This is a genomic window from Paenibacillus silvestris (assembly GCF_009882985.1).
Lineage (GTDB): Bacteria > Bacillota > Bacilli > Paenibacillales > NBRC-103111 > Paenibacillus_E > Paenibacillus_E silvestris.
Window position 1 is genome coordinate 725,740 of record NZ_WTUZ01000022.1, and the last position, 16,188, is coordinate 741,927.

The following is a 16,188-nucleotide window of genomic DNA, read 5'->3' on the forward strand; positions in this document are numbered from 1 at the left end:
AAGAGTTCATAAAAGATGCAGCTTCCGGTAGTGCGAAGGGGTAATTCGCAGGTGTTTTTTGAACACGCGGCTCAAATAGAATTCATTCTCGAACCCGCATTGTCCTGCAATTTGCTGAAGCGTTAAGTCGCTATCTAGCAATAACTTCTGCACCTTCTGCAATCTCAGAGAGGTTAGGTAATCAAGCGGCGCCATGCCGGTCGATTTTTTGAATCTCCGCGTAAACTGTACCTGCGTCAGCCCTAATTCCATGGCCAGTTGTTTTAAATTGAACGAGGATGCTGCGTGCTCTAGCATGAAGTCAATGGCTTTCTGCACAAGGATGTCCTTAACGCTGGATGGTGCACGCGAGTCTGAATGCCATTCTTCCACAACCTGCATCCAGATATCCGTCACATAATGATGACGTAAAGCAGTAGAGCTATCAGTGCTAAACGCTGCCCACTTTCGCAAATAAGTGTAAGTCGATGTGAGGCGATGCAGATCGTGAACGGTTATTTTGCCAGTAGGGATACCGTCATCCGTGAGTAATGTACTGTTCGCTTCGTTGACCCATCTCAGCAAAATGACGTGAAAGGAAAGCGGATGGACCACTTCTCTTCGAAACGTGACGCCAGGCGGACAAAACACGAGATCACCGAAAGAGGCGGTGCCTTCCTGCGGACCGATTGTGTAGGTGAAGCTGCCCTCTTCCACAGCGAATATCACCCAGATGTCGTTCACGTCCTCTTGCAGTTGAAAGGCGGCTTTCTCCTTCCAGTACACATGGCTGATCACTTCCGGTTTCGTAGTCGTTACATCGCGTATTCGCACGGGTTTGTCCCTCGTTCCTGCCAATTTACCCCACATGACTATCATATCCGAAATCTTGAAGGTAGTGGAAGTGGCACATGAAATTTTGTATATGTTTATGTTGAAGGCGTGCATGGAGTAAAGCGCTTACTATCATTTAGAATGAGGATATAAGCGAGCGTGGAGGGGGAAATGGGAATGAAAGAGGAACTGGTAAAAACGGATATAGCCGTTATGGGCGGCGGTTTATCAGGAGTGTGTGCAGCGATTGCGGCAGCACGACTTGGGCAGTCGGTAGCGCTCGTACAGAATCGGCCTGTGCTAGGCGGGAATTCGTCCAGCGAGGTACGCGTTTGGGTCTGCGGAGCGACAGGACACGGGGTCAACCGCTATGCGAGGGAAACGGGCATAATGGGGGAGCTGTTTGTCGAAAATCAATATCAGAATATGGATGGGAATCCGTATTTGTGGGATTTGACGGTACTCGAAGCGGTGCGCGCTGAGAGCCGTATTCAGCTTTTTCTCAACACTGATGTCCATGAGGTAGAGGCGGGTGGTGATGAGGAGAATCGAATGATCCGCAGCGTTACAGGTTGGATGATGGGCTCTGAGCGAAAGATTCGGTTCGAAAGCGAAGTATTTCTGGATTGCACCGGGGATGGGCTCATCGGCTTTCTGGCAGGCGCCAAATACCGGATTGGACGCGAAGCTAGGCAGGAACATGGCGAGGCATGGGCGCCGGAGGTGGAGGACGGCATTACGCTCGGCAGTACGATTTTATTTTATACAAAAGATGCAGGACATCCAGTTACGTTCAATCCTCCGAGCTTTGCCAAAGACATTACGCAGACATCGATTCCGATCAAAAGGGTCATACGCAGCGGAGACTCGGGCTGTCATTATTGGTGGATTGAGTGGGGTGGCGAGCTGGACACCGTACATCAGAATGAGAAGATCCGTGACGAGTTATGGTCAGTCATATACGGAATTTGGGATTATATTAAAAACTCCGGTAACTTTGAAGCGCAGCAAATGACGCTCGAGTGGGTCGGTGCTTTACCCGGTAAAAGGGAGTACCGGCGTTTTGTCGGCGATTATGTGCTTAATCAAAATGACATCATGGCGCAGACGCCTTTTGAGGATCGCATCGCCTTCGGCGGATGGTCGATTGATCTGCATCCACCGCAGGGGATGTACGCTGCGGAGAGCGGCTCTAAGCATCTGCATGCCGACGGCGTCTACCATATTCCGTTCCGTTCGCTGTACTCGGTGAACGTCAGCAACATGCTGATGGCGGGACGCAATATCAGCGCTTCGCATGTTGCGTTCGGCACGACGCGCGTTATGGCGACCTGCGCCGTCATTGGAGAGGCGGCAGGTACTGGCGCGGCCCTGTGCGTGCAAAAGCAAGTGATGCCGCGCGAGTTGTATCAGAAGCATCTGAAGGAGCTGCAGATGACCTTGCTGCGTCAGGATGCTTCCATCATCGGCCTCCGCAGCGAGGATGAGGCGGATCTGGCCCGTGGGGCGCAGGTAACGGCGTCGAGCACGTTAACCAAGATAGGCGTGGAGGCGGCCGTGGAGCCTAGGCGCTTGCATACGGACGTGGCCGTGTTGTTTCCTGTAGCCCCGGCGCTGCGGGGCTTTGAGCTTCTGGCGGACGTCTCGGAGGCAACGACGATTAGCGTCGAGCTATGGGATACGGGACGCGCGGAGAACTATGTGCCGAAGAGCATGATTGCGGCAGCATCGGCTTGTGTTGAGGCCGGCGAGCGGCAGTGGGTTAGATTTGATCTGCGCTGGCAGCCAGAGGTGGCGCAGAACGCATTTGTCATTCTAAAAGCGAACGAGCACGTAACTGTGTACCATGCGAATGAGCCGAGCACAGGGACGATCGCTTTGGTTAAGGGAGCGAAACCGATTGTTGATCCGAAGCTGGAAGATCACCAGCCGGAGCAGCCAGTTGTGCTGTGGAGCATGAAAGGCGGCTTGGACCGCAAGCCGATCTGCTTCCGAGCGTCTGAAGCGACAAGCGCCTTCTCGGCGGAGAACGTGATGGACGGCTATCTGCGACCATACGGCACGCCGCATCTGTGGATGTCGGAGCCAATGGTTGCAGACAGGGAAGAGTGGCTTGAGCTGGTCTGGGAGGAGCCGAAGGAGATCAGACAGGTGCAGGTGACTTTTAATGATAATGTGAATCAGGATTTGATCAATCTGCACGCGTTTAGAACGTCCTTTGACGTTATGCCGGAATTGGTGAAAAATTACCGGATTGAGGCTTATGTGGACGGGGCGTGGATCGTTCTGCAGCGTGAGGTGAATAACCGGAAACGAACACGCAGACATGAGCTGGCGAGCTGCGTTTCTGCTGCGCGATTGCGGCTGATCATCGAATCGACGAACGGGAGTCCGAGTGCGGAAGTGGTGGAAGTACGCGTGTATGGGTGAAAAAGAGGGTATCGTTGGGGCGCTGGTCAGGATGCTGGAGCTAGAGTAGGGGGAGGGAGAAGAAGAAGAAGAAGAAGAAGAAGAAGAAGATGAAGAAGAAGAAGAAAAGGTAGAGGTAGAGGTAGAGTTAGAGGTAGTGTAGTGATTGTACTGCACTGGTGCACTCATTGGATGGATTCCAATGAAAGTAGGTTTTTAGTCGTCGAAACTGCCGTCTCATTGGACGGAATCCAACGCAGCCAGCTATTTTCGCCGTTTATTAGGGCTTTTCAGTTGAGTTCGTTGGATTCTGTCCAACGAAAACGACGATCAGCCCGCAAAAACAACCAGCTCATTGGAAATCATCCAATGAAAACTAAAAAAACCAAGGCCACCCAATCCACTACTGGATTGGATGGCCTTGGGAAGTTTAACAGGCAGCCCTTTTTCCGCAAGCGATGCCCTTCTAATCTTCTAACCTTTTAACCCTGAACTGGCGAAGCCCTCCACGAACCACTTCTGACAGACGATCACGACGATGAGAAGTGGCAGCAGAGCGGAAACGGAAGCGGCCATGGTAAGGACATAATTGGTGCCGAATTCTTCGACATAGCTGGTTAACCCAAGCGGAATCGTAAACAGCTGTTTGTCTCTCAGGTAAATAAGCGGTCCTTCGTATTCGTTCCAATGAGAAGTGAATGAGAGGATGAGCAGGGTAACGATAGCAGGTTTGATCAACGGCAAAGAAATCTGCCAGAAGGTGCGCCAGTACCCGGCTCCGTCTACGCGGGCTGCTTCGAGCAGTTCGTTTGGAAGCGTGCTAAAGAACTGTCTCATCAAGAATGTGCCAAATACCGTAAACAAGCCAGGCAAAATAAGCGAATAGTGCGTGTTGATTAGTTTCATCGAATCGAACAAGATAAAGCGTGGGAGTAAGAGCACTTGGCTTGGAATCATCATCGTTGAAAGATAGAGCAGGAATAGGAAGTTTCGTCCTTTGAAGCGGATTTTGGCGAAGGCATAGCCAGCCATGGCACTGGTGAATAAGTTGCCTATCACGGTAATTCCAGTAATTTTAATGGAGTTCCAATAAAACAGATAAAAGGGGTTAGGACCTGTCCATACTTGCTTATAATTTTCAAAATGCCACTTTTTCGGAATCCAATCAATCGGATACTTGAACACTTCTCCATTGATTTTAAAAGAGGTAGAGATCATCCAGATGTAGGGCAGTATCATGATTAGCGCGAAGGCTGCTATAACGATGGTTATGATTGCTTTAATGGCCCAGGGAAGCTGCTTGGTTTTCGCACGCGTCTTCTGTTTTGCGGATTGCACCGGATAAGTGGTTTCCATAATCGTTCTCCTTCCTACCTAGAAGTGATCCTGCCAACGCTTTTGGCTCTGCCACTGAATGAGTGTGATGATGAAGATAATGGTGAACAGCACCCATGAGACCGCAGCCGCATAACCCATTTTATAAAAACGGAAAGCAAGTAGGTAAATGTGATAGGACAGCACCATCGTTGAATCAATCGGACCTCCCTGCGTCATCACGGCGACTGGACCGAATACCTGGAAGGACCAAATGATGAGCGTTATCGCAATGAGAAATGTCGTTGGCGTTAGCATGGGAACCGTGATTTGGAGAAATTGCCGTATCCTTGAGGCGCCATCAATCTCCGCTGCTTCGTAAAAATCCTTAGAAATGCCTTGCAGACCTGCCAAATAAATGACCATGGCATAACCAATCGTAACCCATACCGACATGATAATAATGGCGAAAAGCGCTGATTTGGGACTGGATAGCCAACCTGGCGGATGTTCGATGCCGATCGATAGCAGGAATTGGTTGATAGGTCCGTTCGTTGCACGGTACATAATGCTCCAAATGACGGAGACGGCAACAAGGGAGGAGACGTAGGGTAAAAAGATGAGCAGCCGCAACGTATTTTTGAAAAATACATATTTGTTTAGAATAACGGCCATGAACAGTCCTATCACGATGGAAGCGGGTACGCTGACTAGTGTAAACACGGTGTTATTTTGCAGCGATTTGAGAAATTTCGGATCACTTGGAAGCGCTTTGAAATTGTCGAAGCCAACCCACGTGATGCCGGCAAAGCCTTTGAGGTATTCCCAATCTACGAACACCAGATAAAGACTGAATAGAATAGGCAATAAAATAAAGGCTAGATACCCGATAAAATTAGGCAAAATGAATAGGTAACCAGCGAGGTTTTCTCTGAATTTCGCGGTTTGCCAGAATGGTCTCATGGGCGAGTCACCCTTTCGTTTCATATGTTAGGCTTACTTTACCAACACCCAAGCCTAAAGCACATAGCGTGAGATTGAACGTTTCTGTATTTTTATTGAGAATGTTGTTTAGATGGAAAAACTACCGTTAATCTGCGCTGCTCAGTAGTTATGAACGAAATAACGGTAGATACTCCAGCTAAATTGGGGTAGGCGACGAAATTAGCTGGATTTGACAAAATGAGCGCCAGAAACTCCAGTTAACTACCGGAAAATGGATCAATCGCAGCAAATAGATGGAGAAATCGGCGTTACCTAAAAAAAAGCTGTCCCTAGGTCATTGGATGACTTGTGGGACAGCTTCCTCGGCTGCACGCTTATTTTTTGGCGCCTTTGATCGTTGCATCGGAGCGGGTTTTCATGGTTTCCAGTGTTTTATCAATGGGCTGCACGCCGAGTAAGTATTTCTCCATCTCATCTTTGTAGATGGCTTTCAGTTCAGTAGGGACAGGTACATTGTAGGCAGTTGGGAAGGTGTAACTGCCAGCGAGCAGTGCTTTCAAGGATTCTTCATCGATCAAATCCTTGGCATCGCCGATAAGAATAGAAGCAATTTTGCCGGCATCGGCTTTCTTACTAGTCGGGATCCGACCACCAGGAACCATCGACATGTTGCCTTCTTGCAGGTACCAGGAGATGAACTTCATTGCAGCTTCTTTGTTTTTACTGTTTTTATTAATGGACATATAGTCGCCCATGCCACCACCGGGGTTCACATTGCCGCCGGCTGTGAATTGCGGATACGGAGCGAAAGCGACTTTGAAGTCGTGCGGGAAGCTCTTCGTATCTTTGATGTATCGGATGATATAGATGGCGGAAGGCGTCATAGCCGCTTTGCCTGTCAGCAGCTCGTTCTGCACCGTAATTTTACCGGCGACGGCTTCGGAATATTTCATCATGATGCCTTTGCTCTCTAAGCTTTGTTGAAGCTCCAAGCCTTTCTTCAGAGCGGGACTGTTGAAGTTCGACGTGCCGTCATCAGCGATGAAGGAGTCTTTGGCTTTGCCGGTTTGCAGGACCATTTCCCCGAAGGTGGACAAGGCTGGATCTAGCATTGTGCCTTTGCGCTCGCCTTTATTGAGCTTCGCTGCAAGGGCGCTGAAGTCATCCCACGTCCAGGAGGTTGGCAGCTTCTCGCCAACTTCGTCTAATGCTTTCTTATTAAAAAGCACAGCACCAACGTTTTTGTTAGCAGGCAGATAATAGTATTTGCCATCTGCAAATTTCTTGATATTGGCGCTGCCGATAACGCCTTCCACGTCAAAGCCCGCTTTGGCGATCAGATCATCGAGAGGTTCAGCCATGCCGGCGGCTTGACGCTTCGTCATTTTATCATCACCGTAGTTCATGTAAATGTCCGGGGCGTCTGTATTGGAGAGCAAAGCGGTTTCCAGCTTCAAGTTACCAGGATCATCATTCACATAACGGATATATTCAACTTTAATGTTCGGATTTGCTTTGTTCCAGTTGTCGACGGCTTCTTGCGGGCCGCTCTCCGGCGGTACGCCTCCCCAAAACTTCAGTGACACCGGCTTTTGGGCTTCAGGCGCAGGCGTTGCGGCAGCCGTTGTTGCTGCAGGCGCTGCAGAGGTGGAGGCTGTGGGTGCAACGTCAGTTTTTGCGCAACCAGACAAGAAAACGCTTACAGATAGCGCAAGCGATACGCTTACTCCAAAGAATTTCTTCATGCATTCATCCCCTTTTCTTTTGGTAATTAAATCGTAATGGAATCCGCCAGAAAAAGACACGCACGATTCTTTCCAAGTTAAGCATAATTCTATGATGTTCGCCCGCCAAAATACAATTTGCGAAATTCGGTGGGATACATGCCTTCAAGTTGCTTAAAGCTGCGGCTGAAATGATTCGGGTCGGCGTAGCCGATTTTCTCCGAGATTTCGAATATTTTGAAATCGGGATTTTTGAGCAGCTCTCTAGCCATTTTCATCCGAACGTTGGTCATATAATCCGTGATCGTCTTGCCGGTTTCTTTTTTAAATAAAATACTTAAATAATTTTCGGTGTAACCGACCTTGCTTGCCAAATCCGTCACTTTCATCGGCAAATTGTACTGCTCCGTAATCAGGCGGATAACTGTTTGAATCTCAGGCCGCAGCTTTTCTTTGCCATGCTGTCGTTTGTAGGCCATGAAAACCGGAATCCATCCAATGAACCAATCCGCCAGGTCCTGCAGCGTTTCCGCGTTCCGGATCACATGATACGGGTATTGATTCTCGTGAAGTGTGACGGAGTAGATGTCGTTGCCTTCTGCTTTGAGACTGCGAGAAAAAATATGCAGCAGACTGAGCCACGTTTCGCGCAGCAGGAGTGGAGGCACGTCTTTTTTAATCAGCAGCTCCTGTGTCCAATCCTTCAATCGTTGCTGAAGTCCGGACTGATCTTGTTCGTCAATGCGTTTACGCAAATCCTCTTCGTCCCAAGGTTCCGAGAGTCGGTGAGCAGCGAACGGGATTTGTTGATAGGGAATGATGCACAATCGTCCGAAATAAAACCGATAGCTCAGCGAATAATCGGCTTTCTCATAGGCTTGTTGAAGCAGATAAGGATCCTCCATGGGAGGTGATACACCACAAGAAATGGAAATTTTCAGGAAAGTGTGTACAGCATTTTGCATTTCCTGCAGGACATCGGGGTTCAACTGACCCATGAGCACACAAAATTTGCCGCCACCAATCTCGAGCAATTCGCCATTTCCATATTTTTTTAAAATCTCGCTAAGCACATTCTTAACCGTGTAAGTCAGAAGCCGATCGCTTTGATACCGGTTGTTATGTGTCAACTCATCATAAGATTCGATCTGAATGGCAATGGCGGAAAGCGGCGCAGGGAAAGGTTCCAATTGGAATTCAATGAATTCCTGCTCGATTTCTCTGCGGGAAGAATGACCCAGCACGAGCTCGCGGAGCCGCTTTTCCTTCACCTCGCTGCTGTATTGGTTCACTTTTTGCTCCAGTTTTGTGTACGCAGATTGCCCTTGCTTCTCGATCTGAAGCTGTTCCTTAATGGCTCGAAGTTTCTGCATAAGCTCGGAAGGATTAATTTCCAGCTTCGTGATGTATTCCGTAGCCCCGAGCCGCAAGGCCATTTGTACATAGGTGAAGTCACTATGATTCGATAAAATGAGGCATTTCATCGCCGGCCAGCGTTCCCTGATGATTTTGAGCAGCGCCAGTCCATCCATTTCTGGCATGCGGATATCTGTAAGCACGATGTCACAAGGATGGTTTTCCAGAATCGCGAGAGCTTCGAGTCCACTAGCTGCTTCACCGATAACTTGGAATTCATTGCTGTCCATAGGAATAATCGTTTTTAGCCCAATTCGTACCAAAATCTCATCATCTACGATCAGGATGCGCATGATCCGAGTCCCTCCTGTTAAGTGGCAGAATCAATGTCAGTCGAACACCTTCGTTCGGAGAGCTGGCGATATGTATACCGTATTGTGCGCCGAAATGCAGCTTGATGCGTTCATTCACATTCCGAATGCCGATTCCGCTGAACTTGACGTGGGGTTGGTTAAGCTCGTTTTCTACCTGTTGAATTTTCTCCAAGCTCATGCCAACTCCGTTATCCTGCAGGAGGATGTGCAGCTTGCCAGTGACCTCTTTGGCTTGGAGTTCAATGATTAACGGGAAGCGGTTGCCGTGTATAAGGCTATTTTCGACCGCTGGTTGCAGCGTGAATTTCAATATTTCACAGTCCAGCAGTGACTCTGGGATATCGAAAGAGAACTTGATTTGATCATGATAGCGAATTTCCTGCAGGGAGAGGTAGACCTGAATGTAGTCAAGTTCTTCCCTGAGCGTCACGAACTCCTGCTCATTCCGCATGGTGAAATTGAGCAGCTTGCCAAGCTTCGTAATCATTTCGCTGACATGCTCAGCGCCCGATAGAATGGCCATCCATTTAATGGAATTGAGCGTGTTCAGCAGGAAATGGGGGTTAATTTGCGCCTGAAGCGCCTGGAATTGCGCCTTCTGCTTCCGCTGCTCCTCATCATATAAATTCGCGATCAAATGCTGCAGATGGCTGACCATCTTGTTGAAGTTACTCCCCAAGACGGCAATTTCGTCCTCACCTTTTATCGTGACCATCGTATTAAACTCGCCTTTTCCGACCCTGTTCATCGATTTGGCGAGCTGCTTGAAAGGACTTGTAACACGGAGCATCAGGATAATGAAAGCGATTGCGAATAGAAAAAACCAGGCGACGACCCAACCGATAGACTTATCTTTTTCACGGCTTAACTGTGTAGCAAAATCCTTCTGATTCATCAGCTGTACTAGCCTCCAGCCAAGCTGGGGGACGTAGGCATCATTGACGAGATAGTCCTGGTTGTTCAAGGTTATTTTCTGAATGCCGCTGGCGTCTTTGTGCAAGGTTTGAAGGGAATCTGAGGCTTTGAAATGGCTCGACGTGCTGTCACCAAGCAGAAGTTTCTGGTCCTGATCTAACAGAAAGGAGATGACGCCGGATTCTTGTTGCTGGTGCAGCTCCTGCGCGTTAAAGAAGAATATTGAGGTAGGAACCCCAATCAGGAAAAAGCCATAATTGCTCGTATATTCTCCATTGACCTGTCTAGTCATGACAACGAGGTCTTGACTGCTGCCAGCAGTGCGCAGTGTGTAGGGCACAGACCAGTAGGGAGAGCCGCCCAGCTGCATAGTTGGTTGATACCAGCTTTCCTTGCGATAGGAGGCAATATCTGTCTTAGTGACTGCAGACCAGGTAGTGTGCGTGTAGCCCCGGTTGTCATAGAGGCCTAAGTAAGCATCGCTGTCGAGCAGCAGGTCTTTCACGTTAGACAGTTTCTTTTGCAAGCTGGTAAGTTTAATGAAAGAGCTGTAGCTATCGGACCAATCAGCAGGTTCTCTTAAGAATTTCTCCGTTTCTGGATCGTTGATAATGAGGCTGGATGCTTTAATAATACGAACGGCTAGATCGTTCATCATATCTGCTTTTTGAGCCACAGCAGTTTGGTTGGATTGATTGAGTTGCATTTGAACAATAAGCTCAGAAGAATTATAGAATCGATAAAGGATGACGACGACGGGTAAAATGATGAGAACAAACAGTGAAATCAGAATTTTGCCACGCAGTGTCTTGAAGGGACTTCGCAAAAGATTCATGGCAGTCACCATTCCTGTATTTTCCTAGTTAGAAGAACTATCTCTATCATACAACGGATGATTCCGAGGTTGCCATAGGACTTGAAAAGCGCTCTAAAAAGATCAAAGAATATGCTGTAAACTAAAAAGAATTATGCTAGTTTGTAATACGCAAACAACAGGTAAATCAAAAAATCCCTCGAGGCCATAGCCTCAAGGGATTTCGTCGTGCAAAGGCGCCTTACGCCTGTGGTATTTTGCTTTGTACAAACGTTTATAAATTTACCTTGGATTGCACGATATTCTTAAGTACATCACAGGAAAGATCAGATTTAAAATCTTGTATGGTAAGTAAAGCCTGCTGTTCATCAAGTCCTAACACGCTTGTGAAGTAATAAAGCATATGATCATAGATTGAATCATAGTTTCTAAGTTCATTGGAGTTAACAGATAAATAGTGCTGATGCTGTTTTATGAGCTTCTCGGTGACTGCTTTCAAAGTTAATATACCTCCAATGGATGATACAATCAATCTACCATATTTATTGAAGGGAGAACAGGCATTATTTTACGATTCATAGAAAATATTTTATGTTAAATTTTGCTGGATTAAGGGGAGCCGAAATGACTATGTATTTAAAAAAGCAATTTGAATAATATCCTTCACTTTTTTAAGATTTCGTTCATCTAATTGATGCAGCATGGTAACGATTTCGCTTATTGCAGTCGGCTCTTCGAGTACTTGAACGGGTGACGCAGTCTGCGGCTCGTCCTGTTCAGATTCAGGCTGTACCCAGGACGTTGCTGAAGTATCTTTCATGCACTGAACAAGAAAACGCATTTGCTCGACCGTGTACCTGAGAAGGAATTTTTGCACATTTCGTTCGATATGAAGATGCAACTGTTTATGTAAGATGTATATGTGACGGCCCAGTGGAGTGAGATGAAACAAGACTTCTTTCTTGTTATCGGGAAGTAACTCAGAGTTCAGCATACCCTGCTCCGCAAGTTTTCGTGTGATTTTGGATACGCTGCCCCTTGGAATGCCGAATTGCTTAGATATTGTAATCCCGTTCACGGGCTCTAATTTTCCAATAGCATCGATGACATGAAGCATAATAACGGTCGAATCTTTAAGAAACGCGATAAGATTCGGGTCGCTTGTCCGTTCCATCATCCAACGCCTTTCATCATCTTCACCTTCGGATAGAAATTGTTTTTGCATAGCTGCGACTTGCTGCATCATCTCTTGAAACAAGATCTCTCTTTCGACGCTTTCCGTCATCGTAGACTGTGTTTCTGAAAATTGGGTCACGATCATTTCCCCCTTAAGCGTTCTGGCCTTATTATACCAACAAACGCTTATCCAAAAAACCCACGAAGAAATCGCAGGTTACATTCGGTCTTTGATGAGTTGTTTGATCTCTTTAAATTCGCGCATCATTTTGCGATAAGTGAAATAGCCAATCACAGATTTGATCCCAAAAAAGATAACAGCGGCTATGATGATCAAAATATAATTGTGGCTGATGGCTCCAATCCAGTTATTCAGCTTTTCCATAACGATTCGCTCCTGACATGAATCTCATTTCAGGTTAGGTTTTCTAGTTTGGATTCGCTTTATCCCACTGTGATGACAACATTGCCTTTTTTACGCCCGCTATCCACATATCGGTGTGCCTCTGTGATTTGTTCCAAGGCATAGCGCCTGTCAATGACTGATCTTAATTTCCCTGCTTCAGCAAGCTCTTTGAGAAAGGTGAGATTCTCTTTCTTTTGCTTGAGTCCAGTAGCCGCGAAGTAGGCTCTTTTGCTGCCGATTCGTGATGTCCACAACATCTGAAGCAGGATAGCGAGTGAAGGGACCGACGAAAGATAGATGCCAGTTTGCTTAAGCGAGCTTTTGCAGCGTGTGAATGAACTTTTACCCACCGCATCAAAAATAATATCGTAGGTTTCGCCATTTGTAGTAAAGTCTGTTCTTGTATAATCAATGACATGGTCGGCACCTAATGATTGGACTAAATTTACATTAACCGAACTGCATACCCCCGTAACTTCCGCTCCATAGTACTTGGCAAGCTGCACCCCGTAGGCACCAACCGCACCTGAAGCGCCATTGATAAGGACTTGTTGTCCGCGCTGAATTTGGCCAATATCTCTAAGGAAAGACAATGCCGTTAAGCCTCCATCACAGATACCAACGGCATCTGCATAGGTCATATTAGCTGGTTTAGTGATGATCACGCCAGTTTCCGGCAAGCATTTGTATTCAGCATGAGCGCCGAAACCAGTGCCAGAAGTTCCAAATACCTGATCACCTTTTTTGAAAAGAGTTACCCCGCCACCTACTTCTTCAATTTCCCCGGCAAGCTCAAATCCTGGAATACAGTTAGGTTTGGTCAGGCCGCTGAACAATCTTGTCATAAAAGGGTCAGCTTTGCGAAAAGCGCAGTCTGCTGGCGTGACGACCGCTGCACTTATTTTGATTAGAATTTCATTATCCTTCGGGATAGGCTTTTCAACCTCTCTAAGCCGAAGTACATCGGGGGATCCGTATTTTGTTGTTATGATTGCTTTCATAAGCACTCCTCCAAGATCAAGCAGATTCGGCCACCGCCTAATAAGCGAGATATGCCGCTTGCTTCATCTACAAACAATAATAGCTACAAGCAGGTATCACTGTGTAGATACTAAAGTATCGTTTTGAGATATGGTTGCTCACTAAGCGAACTTTGGGCTACATCAGGCCTAACTCGCGGGCCTTGGCAATCGCTTCGGTGCGTCTTTTGACTTGGAGTTTGTCAAAGATCCGCTGATTGTGCCCTTTTACCGTACTCAATGCGACGAAAAGCTGCTCGCTAATCTCACGGTTGGAGAGTCCCAATGCAATGAGTTCGAGCACTTTTAACTCGCGTACACTTAACGGCTCTATAAGGTTCTGTGCAATTGAAGCAGGAGCAGGAGCAGGAGCAGGAGGCAAGTCAGAATTGTCAGCGTCAAATTGATCCCCAGTTTCAGAGGAAGCTAGCAGTTTGCTTAGATAGTCCGGCATGATTTCATGCGGCTGTACGTCAGAGAGGAGCTCCGCGATGGGAATGCCTAAGTCAACAAAAAGGCGAATATAGCCGCCCGGCTCTGCCAACTTCAGCACTTCAACAAGCAGCGCTGCTGCCTCTGGCTTGTCACCATTAGCATGAAGAGCTGCCACTTGCAGGGCCATTGCCTTGAGCCGTTCATCTGACGAGCTGCTCAATTCGGTACGCTGGCGCAGCTGCTCCAACACGGCTAGTGCGGCAGGTGCATCGCCTTGGGTCAAATGGACGCGAGCCTGGCTGATCGCGAGCTCCTGGGAATGCGCGAGCTGCGCAGCTGCCTCTAGATTGCCCTGCTGAAGCAGCATGAGCACTTGTGCAGCAGCGATATCAGGCATTCGAGATACGAAGTTATGCTCTCGGATAAACTGATCTGCTTTCGCTAAATGAGCCGCAGCGCCAGCCGCATCCCCTTGGGCAAGCTTGAGGCGTGTGAAAAACAGTTCACAGAGAGCGTAGGTGTCAACGCTTGCTATCTGCCTCGCCAATTGGAGGCTTTGCTGGGCGTGCCGTTCAGCGGCCTTGAGCTCGTTCCACTCGTAGGAAATACGAGCCAAGCCAAGATGAGCTTCGCAGGCCGCCGGTAGGGCAGGTTCGCCTGCTAATTGGATCACTTGCTCGTAAGATTCGGCTGCCAAGACAAGCTGACTGTCTGCTTCTTGTATGCTGCCGAGGCCTGTTGTAGCTGCGATAGTGATCATGATCGATGGAGTCGATTGGCCGAAAGAGATGACCTCTCTGTACGACTGACTCGCTGAGGAACGGTCGCCTTGAAGCTGATAAGCAAAACCCAGCGTCCAGGTAGCAGCAGCACGTACCGACAAGTTGTCAGGATGCAGGTACTCCAAAGCGCGGAGGGACTGGGCGAGGATGACATCGCTCTGATATTGTGGGATAGCCAGCATGGCTCTTATGAAAGCGATTTGCCCTGCAAGATCTCGTGCTGTGTCATCAGCCTCGGAATTTTTTAGTGCTTTTTCAGCTGTTAGTAATTTTTGTTCCACGCTGTTGTTTTGTCCCGAAAATACTAATGCCGAAGCATACATCACCAACAAAGAAGGCTTAGCTTCCAGCACAGTCGCCCGCAATGAGGCTAACCATTGTAATACGGGAGCCATCATCCCGCGAAAATGCAGTGGAATCCCGTTACCTTGCAGTAAACGAGCAGCACGATCTACCTGCTTCGCAGCAGCAGCATGGTGGAAAGCTTCAAGCTCCAGCCCGTTCTCCTCGTACCACCTACTGGCACGAAGGTGCAGTTCGCCTAGGGCATCTTCTCCAGATGAGGCGGAGGCGAGTATGTGGCTCTGTTGCAGCTGCTTCCGCAGCAAATCAGAGAAGAGATGGTGATAACGGAACCAACGACGCTCGTTGTCCAGCGGAATGAGGAAAAGGTTGGCTTGCTCAAGCTTTTTCAAGATTTCATGGCTGGAAGATGAGGAGGTGCCTCGCATAACGGCATCACAGAGCGGAGCGCAAAAGCGGTCCAGAATCGACGTATGCAGTAAGAAGGTCTGAATGCTTGTGGATTGTTTGTGCAGCACCTCTTCAACCAAATAGTCAAGAACGAAGCGGTGGCTGCCGCTAAAAGATTTGATGAAGCCTGTGGCATCATGAAGCCCCTCCATAGAAATCGCGGCTAGTTGCAGGCCGGCAACCCAGCCTTCTGTTCGCGCTTCCAGCAGAGAGACATTGTCAGTGGAGAGGTTGAGCCCCATTGTCTGGTTGAGGAAGTCAGCAGCTTCCGAAAGAGTGAGACGTAAGTCGGCAGCACGCAGCTCAGTTAATTGTCCGCGTGCTCTTAGCCGGGCTAGTGGTAGCGGTGGATCTTCACGAGTGGTGATAACCAGATGCATCTGTGGTGGCAGGTGTTCAAGTAGAAAAGAGAGCGCCTGGTGTATGGGGTCAGCATCAATCCGATGAAAGTCATCCAGCACAAGGATAAATGGGTGCGCAGCGCTGCTAATTTCATTGAGCAGCACGGTTAGAATGGACTCAATGGGCGGAGGATAAGGGGCTTGAAGGCCTTCTAAGAAAGCTTCCCCAATGTTCGCTCCAATGCTCCGAAGTGCTGCCGAGAGGTAAGCCAGAAAACGTGCGGGATCGTTATCGCTCTCATCGATCGATACCCAAGCGGCAGGTCGCTTACAACTTGCAAGCCATTCGCTGACGAGCAGGGTTTTACCGAACCCAGACGAGGCTGAGAGGAGGGTCAATTTGCGATGCAGACCTTCACTCAGCCTTTCAGTCAGGCGGGTGCGAACGACCATTTTAGGCCGCGGAAGGGGAATATGCATTTTAGTGGATATAAGTGTCGTAGACATGGATCTGTAACCACCGTTCTGCGCCGTTACTGCAGCGCTTTGATAGGTTTTGTTAGTATGTTCGACGGTTTTCGTGCATTTCCTTTGCCGCGGAGCTCCAAATGA

11 protein-coding genes are annotated in these 16,188 nt (G+C 48.2%); 1 reads left to right on the forward strand and 10 read right to left on the reverse strand.

From position 1 onward, the window contains the following. Positions 1-6: 6 nt before the first annotated feature. Positions 7-813 (reverse strand): helix-turn-helix domain-containing protein, encoded by an 807-nt coding sequence (locus tag GQF01_RS36900; RefSeq protein WP_161409114.1) that lies wholly within the window; start codon positions 811-813, stop codon positions 7-9. A gap of 177 nt (positions 814-990) precedes the next feature. On the opposite strand from GQF01_RS36900, the gene GQF01_RS23645 reads away from it, so the two are divergent. Continuing rightward, the gene (locus GQF01_RS23645; protein ID WP_161409115.1) at positions 991-3,243 is read left to right on the forward strand and encodes an FAD-dependent oxidoreductase; all 2,253 of its coding nucleotides are present in this window, start codon (positions 991-993) and stop codon (positions 3,241-3,243) included. Between the two features lie 453 nt (positions 3,244-3,696). Here GQF01_RS23645 and GQF01_RS36680 read toward each other — a convergent pair whose 3' ends face one another. The 9 genes from GQF01_RS36680 to GQF01_RS23685 all read right to left on the reverse strand — a co-directional run bounded on the left by GQF01_RS36680 (position 3,697) and on the right by GQF01_RS23685 (position 16,083). Continuing rightward, entirely contained in the window at positions 3,697-4,578 is an 882-nt protein-coding gene (locus tag GQF01_RS36680) for a carbohydrate ABC transporter permease (protein ID WP_161409118.1), read from the reverse strand. Positions 4,579-4,596: 18 nt separating this feature from the next. Continuing rightward, a complete protein-coding gene (locus GQF01_RS23655; RefSeq protein ID WP_161409120.1) occupies positions 4,597-5,499 on the reverse strand; it encodes a carbohydrate ABC transporter permease in 903 nt (300 codons plus the stop codon). A gap of 356 nt (positions 5,500-5,855) precedes the next feature. After that, complete coding sequence (locus GQF01_RS23660; RefSeq protein WP_161409122.1) at positions 5,856-7,226, reverse strand: ABC transporter substrate-binding protein; 1,371 nt, start codon at positions 7,224-7,226, stop codon at positions 5,856-5,858. An 89-nt stretch (positions 7,227-7,315) separates the two neighbouring features. Continuing rightward, the gene (locus tag GQF01_RS23665; RefSeq protein WP_161409123.1) at positions 7,316-8,914 is read right to left on the reverse strand and encodes a response regulator; all 1,599 of its coding nucleotides are present in this window, start codon (positions 8,912-8,914) and stop codon (positions 7,316-7,318) included. Next, positions 8,892-10,697, reverse strand: coding sequence for a cache domain-containing sensor histidine kinase (locus tag GQF01_RS23670; RefSeq protein WP_161409125.1), 1,806 nt, complete (start codon positions 10,695-10,697; stop codon positions 8,892-8,894). Before GQF01_RS23670 ends, GQF01_RS23665 begins: the two co-directional genes overlap by 23 nt. A 595-nt stretch (positions 10,698-11,292) precedes the next feature. Next, entirely contained in the window at positions 11,293-11,979 is a 687-nt protein-coding gene (locus GQF01_RS23675) for a winged helix DNA-binding protein (protein WP_202556621.1), read from the reverse strand. A 78-nt stretch (positions 11,980-12,057) separates the two neighbouring features. After that, a complete protein-coding gene (locus tag GQF01_RS36000; protein ID WP_202556623.1) occupies positions 12,058-12,225 on the reverse strand; it encodes a hypothetical protein in 168 nt (55 codons plus the stop codon). A gap of 59 nt (positions 12,226-12,284) precedes the next feature. Then, positions 12,285-13,247: an NAD(P)-dependent alcohol dehydrogenase gene (locus tag GQF01_RS23680; protein WP_161409127.1), complete on the reverse strand. Its 963-nt coding sequence runs from the start codon at positions 13,245-13,247 to the stop codon at positions 12,285-12,287. A gap of 157 nt (positions 13,248-13,404) precedes the next feature. Next, positions 13,405-16,083 carry a LuxR C-terminal-related transcriptional regulator gene (locus GQF01_RS23685; RefSeq protein WP_161409129.1) on the reverse strand — a complete coding sequence of 893 codons (2,679 nt, stop codon included), beginning with the start codon at positions 16,081-16,083 and terminating at the stop codon, positions 13,405-13,407. Positions 16,084-16,188: the final 105 nt, after the last annotated feature.

Excerpts from the sequence above, each read along its gene's own strand:
- GQF01_RS23645 (WP_161409115.1), top strand. The coding sequence starts at position 991 with ATGAAAGAGGAACTGGTAAAAACGGATATAGCCGTTATGGGCGGCGGT.
- GQF01_RS36680 (WP_161409118.1), bottom strand. The coding sequence starts at position 4,578 with ATGGAAACCACTTATCCGGTGCAATCCGCAAAACAGAAGACGCGTGCG.
- GQF01_RS23655 (WP_161409120.1), bottom strand. The coding sequence starts at position 5,499 with ATGAGACCATTCTGGCAAACCGCGAAATTCAGAGAAAACCTCGCTGGT.
- GQF01_RS23660 (WP_161409122.1), bottom strand. The coding sequence starts at position 7,226 with ATGAAGAAATTCTTTGGAGTAAGCGTATCGCTTGCGCTATCTGTAAGC.
- GQF01_RS23665 (WP_161409123.1), bottom strand. The coding sequence starts at position 8,914 with ATGCGCATCCTGATCGTAGATGATGAGATTTTGGTACGAATTGGGCTA.
- GQF01_RS23670 (WP_161409125.1), bottom strand. The coding sequence starts at position 10,697 with ATGGTGACTGCCATGAATCTTTTGCGAAGTCCCTTCAAGACACTGCGT.
- GQF01_RS36000 (WP_202556623.1), bottom strand. The coding sequence starts at position 12,225 with ATGGAAAAGCTGAATAACTGGATTGGAGCCATCAGCCACAATTATATT.
- GQF01_RS23680 (WP_161409127.1), bottom strand. The coding sequence starts at position 13,247 with ATGAAAGCAATCATAACAACAAAATACGGATCCCCCGATGTACTTCGG.
- GQF01_RS23685 (WP_161409129.1), bottom strand. The coding sequence starts at position 16,083 with ATGTCTACGACACTTATATCCACTAAAATGCATATTCCCCTTCCGCGG.